Origin of the sequence: Providencia sp. 2.29 (assembly GCF_015832305.1) — a bacterium.
GTDB classification, from domain to species: domain Bacteria; phylum Pseudomonadota; class Gammaproteobacteria; order Enterobacterales; family Enterobacteriaceae; genus Providencia; species Providencia stuartii.
Genome location: NZ_CP065420.1, coordinates 1,463,865 through 1,479,868, shown reverse-complemented (window position 1 = coordinate 1,479,868; position 16,004 = coordinate 1,463,865). Strand labels below are relative to the sequence as shown.

Genomic DNA, 16,004 nt, shown 5'->3' with positions numbered 1-16,004 from the left:
CCAGACTATTTTTACAAGTTAACAGAGGTATGACAGTCCTCTACTATGTATTGTCATTTCTGCCGTAGTTATGACTGCTATTAACATATCGTTGTGTCTAAGGTGACGCAAACACCATTTATTAAGCAAACATGACAACTTTGAATATTATCTTTATCTACTCAGATTATTGGTTGAATTAACCAAGAAAAGGAAGAATGGTGGAAAATATCACTATAAAGCGATGAAAAAGAGTACAAAGAGAAGCCGGATATCATGCTATGTGTTATCCGGCTCTATTGAGGAATTATTCGCGGTACATTGATTCAATTTCAGAGTGATAACGCTCTGAAATAATTTTTCTACGCAGCTTTAAGGTTGGTGTGAGCTCCCCTTTTTCCATGGAAAAATTAGCCGGGAGTAACGTAAAACGCTTAACCTGATGGAAATTTTCGATATTTTTCTGTAGCTCTTTTAAGCGATTTTCAAACAGAGCCACAATATTCGAATCTTTTAATAGCTCTAATCGATCACGATATTTTAAATTGATCGAACGCGCATATTCTTCTAATGAATCATAACAAGGTACGATCAGCGCCGAAACGAATTTACGCGCATCCGCGATAACGGCGATATGCTCGATAAACCGGTCTTGGCCTAACACCCCTTCGATCATTTGTGGTGCAATATATTTCCCATTTGAGGTTTTCATTAAATCTTTTAAGCGGTCGGTAATATACAAATTACCTTGAGCATCGATTTCACCTGCATCCCCAGTTTTTAACCAGCCGTCAGGGGTAAATGCATCTTCTGTCTCTTTTTGGCGATGATAATAGCCTTTCATGACCACAGGCCCTTTTACCTGAATCTCATTATTATCGCCAATACGTACCTCAACCGATGACAACGGTGTGCCGATAGAGCCTAATGGGTATTCCCCCTCTTCCCAACATGACACCGTCGCACAAGTTTCTGTCATCCCATAACCATATTTGATGTTCACGCCTACTGCGAGAAAAAAGGCGATAACATCATCATCTAAACGAGCACCGGCGGCAGGCATAAAGCGAATACGTCCACCTAACAGTTGGCGTAGCTTTGTTAACACTAACTTGTCGGCTAAATTAAACAATGACTGATTCAGCGCATTTAGCTGCTTACCTTGTGCCAGCGCTTTAACCCTTTTATTGCCTTGTGCGATTGCCCATTTAAATAACAAACGACGCATAAGTGGTGCTTTAGCAACCTTACTTTGTACAGCGCTATACACTTTTTCATAAAAACGAGGCACCGCACACATCACGGTAGGTTTAACTTGTGTCAATGCATCCCTAACCGCATTAGTATCAGTGAGATAAACATTGCGAGCACCTGTATGCATGACATAGAAGCTCCAAGCGCGCTCAAAAACATGTGATAACGGTAGAAAACTTAATGAAACATCATCGATGTTTAACTTCAAACGCTGGTCATGAAGATAGAGCTGCGCCGCCATATTGTAATAATCCAACATGACCCCTTTAGGCTCCCCTGTCGTACCCGATGTATAGATGATGGTGAAAAGATCACTCAGATGGTGAGCCGCAATACGTTGATTTAGCTCGTCTTGGTATTCAGGCTCTGCTTGCGCGATAAAATTTGATAGGTGAACAGAAACCAGTTCTCCATCGACTAATTCAACATCCTCATTCAGCACCACGATAGTGGTTAATTGAGGACAGCGTGATTTTAGTTGGCATGCAACTTGGTATTGCTCTTGCTCACCAACAAATAGAATACGAATATTTGCATCATTAATAATATAAGCAGCTTGTTCAACACTGCTGGTCGCATATAAAGGTACAGTAACGGCTTTTAACTGTAAGACCGCAAGATCCACCAAAGCCCAATTCATACTGTTATGCGCAAATAACCCAATATTTTCTTGTACTTCAACATTGAGTGCCAAAAGGCGGCGAGCAATAGCAAAAGAGTGCTGTTCAACCTCTTTCCATGTTAGATCACTCTGTTGCCCATTATGCCATTGACTGAAAGCTATCCGAGTCGCTGAATCAGCGGCATTAAACCGGCTGTGCAAGCGATTGACCATATGGTATGGATATAGATTTTCAGTAATCAAAATGTTTTTCCTATAGTACATTTGTTAACTGAAGCCGCTCGGCAAACCCACGAAGCGCTTCACCAGTTAATTATTTCAGCTTACAAGTGTTAGCTGAATGATTTGAGTGTATAGGTGAAAGAGTGTCGTGAAAAGAGATATTATGTAAATATTTTGCAAATGTTAGTCAGGTAACATAACTCATCATAGAGTTTTACCATGATGAGTTAATCATAAACCGTGCAACTGCCGCGATTTCAGCGGATGATTAAGCCAGTGCTACATAGGTAATTCAGTGATTAGTTGGCAAAATTGTGACTTCATCCATTGATGCCCTTTATCCCGAGCCGTTGATTCATGCCACGTCAAATAGCAAGGGCGCGTATTTTCTGCCCATGGCAAAGCGGCTGTTCGTAATTGAAGTTTATTTGCTGAGTTTTCAACAAGCCATTTTGGCACAATTGCCACTAAATCAGTTAAAGAAACGATATTTAAAACACTATTTAAATCCGTGCCCTGATAGCTAATTGTATGTGATAACTCTGTATTATGATAATAAGGCTTACTAAAGGACCCCATATTATCCATTGACATCACGGCATGCTTTTCATTAATTAATAATTCTTGCGTAACATTACCGTGAATTCGTGGATGATCATTGGCGACCACGACAACTAACTCATCATTAAATAAAACCTGATGTTGATATTCGCTTTTTTCGAATTGATTATAGCTTACCGAAAAATCTGTCTCTTGGTACTTTAATTTATGCTCAATGTTATTATCTAAGAAACAATGAATACGTACATTAATATTTGGTGATACTTGTTTGAATTTTTCAACGATAACGGCAGCTAAACGAATATCTAATGGAGAACAAATAGAAAGATTAAATACTCGCTCACTTAATTTAGGGTCAAAACCAGCCCCCGGTAACTCATTATGAACGAGTTGTAGAGCTTGCCTAACCGGCCCAAACAACTGTTTAGCGCGGGATGTCGGTTGTATACCGCGTCCATAGCGGACAAAAAGCTCATCATTGAACATTGATTTTAAACGGGATACAGCATTACTCACGGCAGGTTGAGACATGCCTAATACCTGTGCTGCCCTTGTTACGTTTTGCATCTGCATAACCACATCAAAAACGGTGAGTAAGTTGAGATCAACATTTCGCAAATTGATGTCATTATTCTCTTTTTTAGCTGGTGAAGCCGTATCAAAATCAGTCATTATGTACTCCAATAAAGATATTTATCATTTTTAATTAATGAAAATCATCTCCCCTTAAATAAATAAGGTTTTTATAAATTCATTAAATATTATTCTTCAAAAAACTTATCAATGATAAGCTATTTCGCGTTCCCTGCATTTATTAAAACGACGCTTCTATTATATTACCTATCATTTTAGCAACACAATATAGATACGATAATGAAACGAAGGTATTCATCGACATAATAAGTTTTATCAAATCATTTAAAACTATTATTGTTAGCATCAAAATAATAAAACAATTCTAAAAATAAATCATAATAAATATCATCAACAACCACGATACTATCCCATTATCAGATTAATTTTAAATAATTCATTTACTAAATAATTCATTTACTAAATAATTTATTTAATAAAAACTATAATTAAAATTTATTTTTATATCTCATGTTATCGTTTTCGTTTTCCCCTCACAGAGCAGTTCAAAAAGCAACCAAACCATCAGTTTATGCTATGTTTCAGCCCGGCTCTTTCATAAAAAGAATTTTACCCCTAACTTATCGGTAAAATATAGGAAAAAACATCACTAAAAATATAGAAATTAGTCACAATCACCAAGTATTAGTGATGATTCATCATTCTCCAAAATTGACGAAAAAAACTAAAGTTGACAGCCAAGAAAAGATCACGTATCAATAAATACAGATTGATTAAAACCAAATTTAGAGACTGTGAAAATGACAACTTCTATCCGCCTACTAAGCCTACTACTACTCGCATCCAATGTGCGCGGTATGCTTATGGACGGAAGATAGGAAACTCACAGTCCAGAAACATAAAAACCCGCGCTAGCCGCGGGTTTTTTTATGCCTGCCGGCACCGCAAAAATATAACGACAAATTCTGTATAAGAGGAACACAACATGAGCGATCAAGTCATTATATTCGACACCACGTTACGTGATGGCGAGCAGGCATTACAGGCAAGTTTATCCGTTAAAGAAAAATTGCAAATCGCTTTTGCTTTAGAGCGCCTTGGGGTCGATATCATTGAAGCTGGTTTCCCCGTCTCTTCACCGGGAGACTTTGAGTCAGTACAAACTATCGCTCGTGAAATCAAAAACAGCCGTATTTGTGCATTAGCGCGATGCGTACAAAATGATATTGATGTGGCCGCTGAATCATTGAAAGTTGCCGAAGCATTCCGCATCCACATTTTTTTAGCGACATCAAATTTACACGTCGAAAAGAAATTGAATAAAACATTTGATGGGGTGATGGACATGGCTATCGACTCTATCAAACGCGCAAGACGTTATACTGATGATGTTGAGTTTTCTTGTGAAGATGCGGGCCGTACTGATATTGATAACTTATGCCGCATTGTTGAAGCAGCCATTAAAGCTGGCGCGACAACCATCAATATTCCAGATACTGTCGGTTACACAACCCCTTACCAATTCGGTGGGATCATCACCTCTTTATATGAAAAAGTACCAAATATTGATAAAGCCATCATTTCAGTTCACTGCCATGATGACTTAGGTATGTCTGTTGCCAACTCTATCACTGCCGTCCAAGCGGGGGCTCGCCAAGTTGAGGGAACGATTAATGGGTTAGGTGAACGCGCTGGTAATACCGCCTTAGAAGAAGTGATCATGGCGATTAAATTGCGCGAGCAAATGTTAAACGTCCATACCAACATCAATCACAAAGAGATTTATCGTACCAGCCAATTAGTTAGTCAATTATGCAACACCCCTATTCCAGCCAATAAAGCGGTTGTTGGTAGCAATGCCTTTGCTCACTCATCCGGTATTCACCAAGACGGTGTGCTGAAAAACCGTGAAACCTATGAAATCATGACACCGGAATCCATCGGCTTAAAAGCGATTCAATTGAACTTAACTTCCCGCTCTGGTCGTGCTGCGGTTAAACATCGTATGGAAGAAATGGGGTATCAAGAAGGGAAAGATTTCAACTTGGATGAGTTGTATACCGCCTTCTTAAGTTTAGCGGATAAAAAAGGCCAAGTGTTTGATTACGACTTGGAAGCTCTGGCCTTCTTCGCTAGTCAACAAGATGATACCGACCATTTTTCGATGGATTATTTCAGTACTCAGTCAGGCTCTAGCGTTGTCGCCACGGCTACCGTCAAAATGCGTTGCGGTGAAGAGGTTAAATCAGAAGCGGCAACAGGAAATGGTCCTGTCGATGCTATTTACCAAGCGATTAGCAATATCACCAATTACCCTATTAAATTGGTTTCTTATAAATTATCAGCGAAAGGCCAAGGGGAAAATGCGTTAGGTCAAGTGGATATTGTCGTGGAATGTTTTAACCGCCGTTTCCACGGAATGGGCTTGGCAACGGATATCGTCGAATCGTCAGCCAAAGCAATGGTGCACGTATTGAATAGTATTTGGCGCTCTGAACAAGTTGAAAAAGAAAAACAAAAAATAAATCAAAAAGAATCACAATCCAATACAAAGGAAGCTGTATAACAATGTCTAAAAGCTATCATATTGCCGTATTGCCTGGAGATGGCATTGGCCCTGAAGTTATGGCCCAAGCCCATAAAGTGTTAGATGCGATCCGCCAGCGCTTTGCATTATCTATCACAACAAAAGAGTATGACGTTGGTGGTATTGCAATTGACCGCCATGGCAAACCGCTGCCAGAAGCAACAGTCGCGGGTTGTGAAAGTGCAGATGCCGTTCTGTTTGGCTCTGTTGGTGGCCCTAAATGGGAAAATTTGCCACCCGATAGTCAACCTGAGCGAGGCGCATTACTGCCATTACGCAAACACTTTAAATTATTTAGTAACTTACGTCCGGCTCGTTTGTACCAAGCATTAGAAGCATTTTGCCCATTGAGAGCTGATATTGCAGCACAAGGCTTTGATATTCTCTGTGTGCGTGAGTTGACTGGCGGTATCTATTTTGGTCAACCAAAAGGTCGTAAAGGCGAAGGTCAAGATGAATATGCTTTTGATACTGAGGTTTACCATCGCTATGAAATAGAGCGGATTGCTCGTATTGCATTTGAATCTGCGCGTAAACGTAACCATAAAGTGACGTCAATTGACAAAGCCAACGTATTACAAAGCTCTGTATTATGGCGTGAAGTCGTGAATCAAATCGCGAAAGAATACCCTGATGTGTCTGTTAGTCATATGTATATTGATAATGCGACGATGCAGATGATCAAAGCACCTTCTCAATTTGATGTCGTGCTGTGTTCAAACCTGTTTGGTGACATCATTTCAGATGAGTGCGCAATGATCACAGGTTCAATGGGAATGCTACCGTCAGCCAGTCTTAATGAAGAAGGCTTTGGCTTATATGAACCTGCTGGTGGCTCTGCCCCAGATATTGCAGGTAAAAATATCGCTAACCCAATCGCCCAAATTTTATCAGCCGCTATGTTATTACGATTCAGTTTGAATCAAAGTGATGCCGCTGATGCCATTGAAAGGGCTGTAAATAAAGCGTTAGAAAATGGTCACCGTACCGCTGATTTAGCGGGAGGGGGCAAATCAGTCAGTACCAGTGAAATGGGTGATATTATCGCCCGTTATATCGCCGAAGGGGTGTAACATGGCCAAAACTTTATATCAGAAATTATATGATGCTCACGTTGTGCGCGAAGTGGATAATGAGATCCCGCTTATCTATATCGATCGCCATCTGGTTCATGAAGTCACCTCACCTCAAGCATTTGATGGACTGAGAACGAAAAACCGTCCGTTGCACCAACCAAGCAAAACATTTGCAACGATGGATCATAACGTTTCCACTCAAACGAAAGATATCAACGCCTGCGGTGATATGGCACGCATTCAAATGCAAGAGTTGATGAAAAACTGCCAAGAATTTGGCGTTACTTTATATGACCTCAACCACCCTTATCAGGGGATTGTGCATGTTATGGGGCCTGAGCAAGGCATTACCTTGCCGGGAATGACCATTGTGTGTGGGGATTCACATACAGCAACACACGGTGCATTCGGTGCATTGGCGTTTGGTATCGGAACCTCTGAAGTTGAGCACGTCATGGCGACACAGACCCTGAAACAGGCTCGAGCCAAAACGATGAAAATTGAAGTTGTTGGTAAAGCACCTGTGGGGATCACCGCAAAAGATATCGTCTTGGCGATTATTGGTAAAACTGGTAGCGCGGGTGGCACAGGTTATATTGTTGAGTTTTGTGGTGAAGCCATTGAAAACCTCAGCATGGAAGGCCGTATGACAGTGTGTAATATGGCCATCGAATTAGGGGCGAAAGCCGGGATCATTGCACCAGATGAAACCACCTTTAATTATATGAAAGGTCGCCAATTTGCCCCTAAAGGCCAAGAGTGGGATGACGCCGTTGCTTACTGGAAAACATTAAAAACCGATGAAGGTGCACAATTCGATAAAATTGTCACCTTGCAAGCCAGCGAAATCGCACCGCAGGTCACTTGGGGAACGAACCCCGGTCAAGTGATTGCCATCAATGAACCGATCCCATCTCCGGACTCTTTTAGTGACCCAGTAGAACGCGCATCGGCAGAAAAAGCATTAGCTTATATGGGGTTAGAATCGGGCATTAAATTGTCTGACGTTAAGATTGATAAAGTGTTTATTGGTTCTTGCACTAACTCACGCATTGAGGATTTGCGTGCAGCCGCCGCTATCGCAAAAGGTAAAAAAGTGGCTTCAGGGGTACAGGCGATTGTTGTTCCAGGCTCTGGACCTGTTAAAGCCCAAGCTGAGCAAGAAGGATTAGATAAGATCTTTATTGATGCAGGTTTTGAATGGCGTTTACCTGGATGCTCCATGTGCCTTGCAATGAACAATGACCGCTTAAACCCCGGCGAACGTTGCGCATCGACCAGTAACCGTAACTTTGAAGGTCGCCAAGGCCGTGCTGGACGCACCCACTTAGTTAGCCCAGCAATGGCGGCAGCGGCAGCAATCAACGGGCATTTCGCGGATGTTCGCGATATCCAAATCTAAAGGAGATCATTCATGGAAAAATTTATCACCCATACTGGCATTGTTGCCCCTTTAGATGCAGCGAATGTCGATACTGATGCCATTATTCCAAAACAGTTTTTACAAAAAGTGACTCGCACAGGGTTCGGGCAACATCTGTTTCATGACTGGCGCTTTCTTGATGATGCAGGCCAACAGCCCAACCCTGATTTTGTGTTAAACAAACCCATTTTTAAGGGGGCGACGATTTTACTTGCGCGTGAAAACTTTGGTTGTGGCTCATCGAGAGAGCATGCTCCATGGGCTTTAACAGACTTTGGCATTCAAGTCGTCATCGCGCCGAGTTTTGCTGATATTTTTTATGGTAACTCTTTCAATAACCAGTTGTTACCGATTAAATTGAGCGAAGCAGAAATCGACGAAATGTTTAACTATGTGAAGAGCAATGAAGGCTGCCAATTCACTGTTGATTTAGAAAAGCAAACGGTCAAGGCGGGTGAAAAGACTTATCGATTTGATATTGATGGCTTCCGCCGCCACTGCATGATGAACGGCCTTGATAGCATTGGCTTAACGCTGCAACATGCTGATCAAATCCGTCAATATGAGCAAAATATCCCTTCATTTATGCGTTAAGAGCAAAAACGCTGCCCCAAACGCCTGCCAATCGCAGGCGTTTTTTATTGTAAAATAGTGAATAAATTTACCATAGAGGGTTAATCTCTTTTAAAATTATCCCTATTATTAGGTATAATCATTAAAAAATTGCCATCAAAATAAAGGTAATAAAAAAGCCGATAATGATGCTATCGGCTGGTAAATTACCATTACTCAATAATTCGGGGAGTCAGTCTGTCAACTAACAGACCAAACGAGCTACATACTGGTATCTATTATCAACGGATATTAGGAAATAAAAATTGATACAATCGCCAGCGGAGTTCCTCTTTTATGACCAGTTCTCGTTTACAAACACAATTTGTTCGTCTGTGGCAACATTTTCAGGGGCAAGACAGTGAAACCACATTGCAGCATATTGCAGATACCCTGTTTTGTTCTCGACGCCATGTACGTACCTTGCTCAATAGTATGCAGTCTCATGGATGGCTTAGTTGGCAAGCCGAAGCGGGTAGAGGAAAGCGTTCTACCCTTCTGTTTCATGTTAATGGATTAGAGCTACAGCAAGCCCAAGCAGAGCGCCTATTAAAAGAAGAGAGCATAGAAAAATTGGTTGCCTTAGTCGGCGATAAAGAAACTATTCGCCAAATGGTGCTCTCCGAATTAGAAAGAAGCTATCGGCAAGGTAAAAATTTATTACGTATTATCTACTATCGAGACTTCCCCAATTTATTACCGGGAACACCTATGCGGCGTTCAGAAATTCATTTAATGAGCCAAATATTTAATGGCTTAACCCATATAAATGAGGAAAAAGGGGAAGTTGAAAATGGTATCGCACATCATTGGCAGGCGATAAGTGATACTGAATGGCGCTTTTATTTAAGGCCTAGCATCTACTTTCATCATGGTAGAGAAATGTTAGTCGATGACATCATCAGTTCGCTTATGCGTTTACGACATTGTTGGCCTCTGTTTTCACACATCCAATCGGTTACCTCTCCTCTCCCTAATGTCATCGATATTCAATTAAGTGAAGTGGATAAACAACTCCCTTTGCTACTTGGTAGCCCCCATGCAGCAATTATTCCTAAAGAGTGGGAGTCCATTGATAATTTTGACAAAATGCCAATTGGTACCGGCCCTTTTTTCGTTGAGAAAAACCTGCCTCAAAAACTCACGATTACCGCATTTGATCGCTATTTTGGTTATCGAGCACTCCTTGATGAAGTGACCATTTGGGTGGTGCCTGAACTATCTGAGCAGATGGTCTGTACCACGTTGAAAATGGACAGCGATAATAAACCTAATGATTCATTAGAAAGCAGAATGGAAGAAGGATGCTACTTTTTATTAATGGATCAACGCTCTGAGCTTTCCAGACGTAGCGATATACGTAAATGGCTGTGTAGTTTTTTAACACCAATCAATTTATTAGCTCACTGTGAATCCTTCTATCAGCGGCATTGGGCGCCTGCTTACGGATTATTGCTACATTGGCATCATAGCCGAATGCTCACACAGTTACCTAAGCCTGCTGATTTAACGGAACTCACCGTCACTTTCTATCATCAACACCATGAATTTTATTCTATTAGCCAAATCATGAAACGTGTGTTGAAAACTCAAGGCGTTGATCTAAAAATCAACATTGTTGATTATCCTGAGTGGTTTAATGGCACTGTCGAGAGCGATATTTGGCTTGCTACCGCTAACTTCTTTAAACCGCTCGAATTTTCTATTTTTGCCACCTTGTATGAAATGCCACTATTGCGCAAATGTTTAGGCTCTACGCTCTCTGAGGCGTTATCAAAATGGCGTCGGCAGGAGCTGCATGTCGAATCTTGGTGTGAAAGCCTCATTGACACACAAATTTTTCACCCTATTTTTCACCATTGGCTAGAGTTGCAAGGCCAAAAAACCATGCGCGGAGCACGCATGAATACCTTTGGTTGGTTTGATTTTAAATCTGCATGGTTTCAACCTACTGAGGATAATACACAGAAATCATAAAAGTTATAAACACTGAGAGTGAATAATAAGGATGTTATTCACTTTTTCTGTGGATATCCATGTGAACAACCCGCTAGTAATCAGGGTATATCCCTTCCCCTGTTTTTTAACAGAAAACAAGAAAACTAATTAACTTCATTAAAAACAATAGGATGAATCAATCACCCTCTCTTTATACACAGTTTATCTTTTCGACTTTATGCTTTAGGAGTTCAAATGCGCAAAGATCAATCAATGTATGATTTATCCACAAGTAATGTGCTTAACTTACCCAATTTATGTGATTAGGTTCAAAAAACTACGTAAGTCAAGCCTGTAAATACACACAGTAATTAAAGTTTTTCACAGTTATCCAATAATTCTGTGGATAACCTAGTGAATGATCCTGTGATTATTATGGGATGAACATGAATAACCTATTTTTCTTTGAGGATTATTTTTTAATAGACTGAATTATTTCCTTATATATCAGCAAATTAAATATCTCTTATAAAAAGTGATATACTATTGCTACCCTGTGAATTTTTTCTGGTTACTATTTAATCGTATTATGCCATTTATACCACCATCCCCTCCTGAAAATGAGTCCGTTTTAATGGCTAGGGCACAAGCTCTCGCTGGCTATACTCTTGGTGAATTAGCGGCATACGCTGGCTTACCTATGCCGCCCGATCTTAAACGTGACAAAGGCTGGGTGGGTATGCTGTTAGAATATTTTTTAGGAGCTACCGCTGGCAGTAAACCCGAACAAGATTTCGCCAATATTGGTGTCGAACTAAAAACCATCCCTATTGACCGAAATGGAATGCCCCTTGAAACCACATTTGTGGCGATCGCACCGCTCACAGGCAATAGTGGGTTAACATGGAAAAATAGCCATGTGTACCGAAAACTCTCTCGTGTTTTATGGTTTCCAATTGAAGGCGAACGACAAATACCACTCGCTCAACGTCGTATCGCAAGCCCATTATTATGGAGCCCTTCTCCTTTGGAAGAGCAATTGCTGCGCCAAGACTGGGAAGAGTTGATGGATCTGATTGTGTTAGGCAAAGTGGAAAGTATCACCGCTCGACATGGACAAGTCCTACAAATACGCCCTAAAGCGGCAAATAGCAAAGCACTAACAGAGGGTATTGGCGAATTTGGGCAAACAATCATGACGCTGCCGAGGGGTTTCTATCTGAAAAAAGACTTTACCGCCCCATTGCTTGCTCGACATTTTAAAATTGATTAATGGTTTTTCCTCCGTTAAAGTCGACCATTAACCCTGCAATACTCGCCTGCTCACACTGTTGTATCGTAACCGGTGCACCAACGACAAAAGCCGCTTGAATTAACTCCAACATTTTTTTGTTTAGCTCATGCTCAATAGTATTAAATACGGCGATTTGTTGCGTCGTTTTTTTGCCATCAACTAACGTTATTGTATAAAAAACACGTTGCTGATTAATCAGCTGCTCACCGAATGTCATTGCGGCAATTCTTTTTGGTATCCCTTTATAGGCTTCACATTGATTCGAAAAAATATTGATACCTTTTGGGCTCGCAGTCATCGCCATAACAGCGAATATAATAATGACTGCCCTAATAGTTTTCTTATACATGATGTTAATAATATTATGATTTAGCTTTAAGCTAACCTTAAAGCAAACCTTTTAGTACTTCATGCAAAAAGAGAGGTTGTTTTTATCAAATTAGATAATGAAACCCTTTTACCGAATCAGGGTTATTTCATGGCTTGTTTCGCCGCGGCAATTGCCCCTTCTACGGCTTTCTTCGCTTGTGGGCTATTTTTCCAGCAACTCGAGCCTGTTAAAGCAGCCCCAGCAATTAAAATGTCTTCATATGATGCTTCACTCAGTTGAGCTAATGTCGAAAATCCCATTTGTTCTAACCGACTTATAACTGTTGGGCCAACACCTTTTACCGCCAGTAGGCACTGCTTATCCGCATCTGAAAACCCCATATCAGCTCCTTATTGAGAGAACAAATAATCTTTTTCGTAATTGGCTTTGCATTATACCTGACGATTATTTTATTATTCGTTTTATGGCTAGCATTATTAAGATTCAATCAAATATACCCTTGCCACTTTCACATTGATTGTGACCATCCCGTGCCCCAAAATAAGTTAGGACTCAGCAATGCAGACAAACACATTCACAAACACGCGCCAAGGTTCACTTCAATTGTCTGATGGCCGCAACTTAAGTTGGTATGAATCAGGCCCAAGAACGGGATTTCCTGTTATTTTTTGTACTGGCGCGGGTATGAGTGGAACGTTAGGCTTTGGCCTTGAGCAACTTGATCCACTTAATATCCGACTCATCGTACCTGAACGTGCTGGGCTAGGCGAATCGTCACAAGATCCACAAAAATCGCTTTCACGTTTTGCGGCAGATATTGACGCGTTATTGCAAGCTCAGCAAATTGAGCAATATTCTGTTATTGGCTTTTCTCAAGGTGCTGTATTTGCCATGGCATTAGCTTTCTATGGCACCCCTAACACTTTATCTATTGTTGCTGGGCAAGATCAATTTGACTATCCCGCGACAAGTGCTTTATTAAAAGCCGATATTATCAATATGCAAGAGCAAGCCAGAAATACACCTGATGCGCTGTCTGATTGGTTACAGAAAAACGTGAGTGCACCTTGGTTACTGGCTTTTATACTCAATAGCAGCGCGACGGTTGATCAAAATGTTTACAATCAGCCCTCATTTTTGCAAGCCTATACTGACTGTATGAACCGAGCCTTTCTTCAAGGCAATTTAGGCTATGTGCAAGACTTATTGATCTCGTTACAGCCTTGGCCTTTCCAGCCTGAAGAGATCCATTGCCCTGTTTCACTGTGGTATGGTGAGAAAGATGAAAGCACTGTTCATTCACCAGACTTTGGTAAAACCCTCGCAACGCGTTTCCCTAATTGCCAACATTTCGTGTTAGAAGATGATGGTGGTTCACTACTCTGGACACAAGCGGAGCGCATCTTAACCCATTTAGCTCCACAATAAAGGCGCCTTAAAAATATGTGGCTGAAATATCTAATTATCACAACTCAATTTCAGCCACTACAGGATAATGATCGGAATAATCAAAAAAGACTTTATTATTATAGTTATAACCAATTTTGCTTTTGATCACCCGTGTTTGCTGTTTAATTGAACGCATATTTTTGGCAAAAATATAATCCAAATGCCAACTTTGCCTAGTATCGGGATAAGCTTCTCTAATCACGTTATTAGTTGAAAAATCCCATGACGGTCGTGGATTAAAATGGTGAGGCTCTCCCCAACCAATAATATCTAATGCTTGCTCGTACTCTTCCGAACCATAATTAATATTTAAATCTCCCCCTAAGATTGTTATTTGACGATCTTCAGTGATTGAAGTTTCAGCCCAATTAATTAACTGAGTAAGTTGGGCTTTGCGATGGGATGAAGGTGAGGTCATTAGGCAGAAGTTGTCATCCGATTGCAGATGAGTTCCTATGACTTGAAGCATTTTACCTTCTATTTCAATAACGGCTCTCACCCCACCTTTAGCACTGAAACGGTCAGCACCGCATCCTGCATCATCGAACAGTTGATATTCACGATAAACTATAGGATAACGGGAAACTATCGCGATCCCTGAATTGACCTGCTGAACCATATCCCATTCACCTTTTTTAGCATTCCAACAATGGTTTGAATCACAATAAGAGAGGACAGATTCATTATATTGTGCGGCAACCGGTGTGTGGTAAAAAAAGCCTAAACTCCTCATACCCGAAAAAAGTTTTTGTGCTGAATGAGTATTAAATACCTCTTGTAAAATAACGATATCAACATCATAGAATATATTATCTTTTATCATCGCATTAATGCGAGCATCTTGAGTGGATGCGCCAATACTAAAAAAAGGAATATGCAATAAATAGGTATTGAATGTCATCACTTTAATTTTATGTGGCATAGTTTTTCCTTATTCGTTTTCCATTAATAAATGTATAAATTTCTTTATCCTATCAATACTGTTTTATTGAAAACATTGAGTTCACAATGACGACAAGGAGTATGCTAAACGAGACTAACATGCCTGAACATATTATTAATTAATGCATTACCTAAAGATTTTTGATGGATGATAACAATAAATAAAATAGTTTTATCTACTGTTAATAAAGGTAGGAGAAATATAGTTTCTAATATAATAGCGAATTAATATTTAAATTGTGCCTTGGGCCTATTTTAACTAGCCAAGGCACAATGTTAATTTACAGAAAATGCTCTGCTTAATAAGTGGTTTGATTAACGGTAAACAATACCACCGTCAGTCAAGATAGACTGCCCTGTAATATAGTCTGAATCATCACTTGCTAAAAATGCGACTAAACCAGCAACATCATCTGGAGTTTGAGCACGTCCTAATGCAATGCCTTCAACATATTTTTTATAGGTTTCACCTTTTGGTGCACCTGTAATTTCAGCAAAACGCTCATCAATTTCAACCCACATGTCCGTGCCTACAATACCAGGGCAATATGCGTTAACGGTAATGCCAGAACTTGCATACTCTTTAGCAGCGGCTTGGGTCAATGCACGTACAGCGAATTTTGTAGCGGAATAAACACCTAGCATTGCAAAGCCGTCATGCCCTGCAATGGAAGAAGCGTTAATAATTTTCCCTTTTTGTTTACGCTGCTGGAATTTTTCACTCGCCGCTTGAATTCCCCACATCACACCATCGACGTTAATCTTGAAAATCAGATCCATATCTTCTTGGCGTACATCAGCAATAGGCTTAACTTGTGCAATTCCTGCGTTATTGATCATTACATCAAAACCACCGAGTTCAGCTTCTGCATGTGCAACTGCGGCAAAAACTTCCTCACGCTTACTGACATCAGCAGCAAATGTTGTCGCTTTACGGCCTAATGCTTCAATTTCTTTAGCCACATCCGCTAATTTTTCTTTTTTCAGGTCGACAAGTGCAATATTGGCACCTTCTTTCGCTAAACGTAATGCGATACCACGACCAATACCTTGTGCTGCGCCAGTAACTAAAATGACTTTATTATTCAGTGCCATAAGCTTTCTCCCAATAAGGATAGTT

The 16,004-nt window shown here is 40.5% G+C and carries 13 protein-coding genes; 7 read left to right on the top strand and 6 right to left on the bottom strand.

The genetic code is table 11. The features are described 5' to 3' along the window. Positions 1-286 precede the first annotated feature (286 nt). A complete protein-coding gene (locus I3B46_RS06565) occupies positions 287-2,068 on the bottom strand; it encodes an AMP-dependent synthetase/ligase (RefSeq protein WP_169342124.1) in 1,782 nt (593 codons plus the stop codon). Between the two features lie 288 nt (positions 2,069-2,356). Then, the gene (leuO, locus tag I3B46_RS06560) at positions 2,357-3,310 is read right to left on the bottom strand and encodes a transcriptional regulator LeuO (RefSeq protein ID WP_004921954.1); all 954 of its coding nucleotides are present in this window, start codon (positions 3,308-3,310) and stop codon (positions 2,357-2,359) included. A 907-nt stretch (positions 3,311-4,217) separates the two neighbouring features. Between leuO and leuA the strand changes: the two genes are divergently transcribed. The 6 genes from leuA to mutH all read left to right on the top strand — a co-directional run bounded on the left by leuA (position 4,218) and on the right by mutH (position 12,141). Beyond that, positions 4,218-5,798, top strand: coding sequence for a 2-isopropylmalate synthase (gene leuA, locus I3B46_RS06550; protein WP_004921957.1), 1,581 nt, complete (start codon positions 4,218-4,220; stop codon positions 5,796-5,798). A gap of 2 nt (positions 5,799-5,800) precedes the next feature. Continuing rightward, entirely contained in the window at positions 5,801-6,892 is a 1,092-nt protein-coding gene (gene leuB, locus I3B46_RS06545; RefSeq protein WP_004921959.1) for a 3-isopropylmalate dehydrogenase, read from the top strand. A gap of 1 nt (position 6,893) precedes the next feature. Next, entirely contained in the window at positions 6,894-8,297 is a 1,404-nt protein-coding gene (leuC, locus tag I3B46_RS06540; RefSeq protein ID WP_004921962.1) for a 3-isopropylmalate dehydratase large subunit, read from the top strand. 12 nt (positions 8,298-8,309) lie between these two features. After that, positions 8,310-8,912 (top strand): 3-isopropylmalate dehydratase small subunit, encoded by a 603-nt coding sequence (gene leuD / locus I3B46_RS06535; protein ID WP_004921966.1) that lies wholly within the window; start codon positions 8,310-8,312, stop codon positions 8,910-8,912. 315 nt (positions 8,913-9,227) lie between these two features. Next, positions 9,228-10,907, top strand: coding sequence for an HTH-type transcriptional regulator SgrR (sgrR, locus tag I3B46_RS06530; protein ID WP_014656422.1), 1,680 nt, complete (start codon positions 9,228-9,230; stop codon positions 10,905-10,907). Positions 10,908-11,457: 550 nt separating this feature from the next. Beyond that, positions 11,458-12,141, top strand: coding sequence for a DNA mismatch repair endonuclease MutH (gene mutH, locus I3B46_RS06525; protein WP_060560879.1), 684 nt, complete (start codon positions 11,458-11,460; stop codon positions 12,139-12,141). Here mutH and I3B46_RS06520 read toward each other — a convergent pair. Together I3B46_RS06520 and I3B46_RS06515 are read right to left on the bottom strand one after the other, a co-directional pair. Continuing rightward, the gene (locus I3B46_RS06520) at positions 12,128-12,460 is read right to left on the bottom strand and encodes a hypothetical protein (protein ID WP_231405908.1); all 333 of its coding nucleotides are present in this window, start codon (positions 12,458-12,460) and stop codon (positions 12,128-12,130) included. The two genes, mutH and I3B46_RS06520, sit on opposite strands and share 14 nt — an antisense overlap. Positions 12,461-12,633: 173 nt before the next feature. Next, positions 12,634-12,873: a Pathogenicity locus gene (locus I3B46_RS06515; protein WP_104872873.1), complete on the bottom strand. Its 240-nt coding sequence runs from the start codon at positions 12,871-12,873 to the stop codon at positions 12,634-12,636. A gap of 178 nt (positions 12,874-13,051) precedes the next feature. On the opposite strand from I3B46_RS06515, the gene I3B46_RS06510 reads away from it, so the two are divergent. Further along, positions 13,052-13,921 carry an alpha/beta fold hydrolase gene (locus tag I3B46_RS06510; protein ID WP_004921981.1) on the top strand — a complete coding sequence of 290 codons (870 nt, stop codon included), beginning with the start codon at positions 13,052-13,054 and terminating at the stop codon, positions 13,919-13,921. A 37-nt stretch (positions 13,922-13,958) separates the two neighbouring features. On the opposite strand, the gene I3B46_RS06505 is transcribed toward I3B46_RS06510, so the two are convergent. Together I3B46_RS06505 and I3B46_RS06500 are read right to left on the bottom strand one after the other, a co-directional pair. After that, the gene (locus I3B46_RS06505; RefSeq protein WP_004921983.1) at positions 13,959-14,864 is read right to left on the bottom strand and encodes a sphingomyelin phosphodiesterase; all 906 of its coding nucleotides are present in this window, start codon (positions 14,862-14,864) and stop codon (positions 13,959-13,961) included. 335 nt (positions 14,865-15,199) lie between these two features. Next, positions 15,200-15,979, bottom strand: a complete 780-nt coding sequence (locus I3B46_RS06500) for an acetoin reductase (protein WP_004921987.1) — start codon at positions 15,977-15,979, stop codon at positions 15,200-15,202. Positions 15,980-16,004 lie beyond the last annotated feature (25 nt).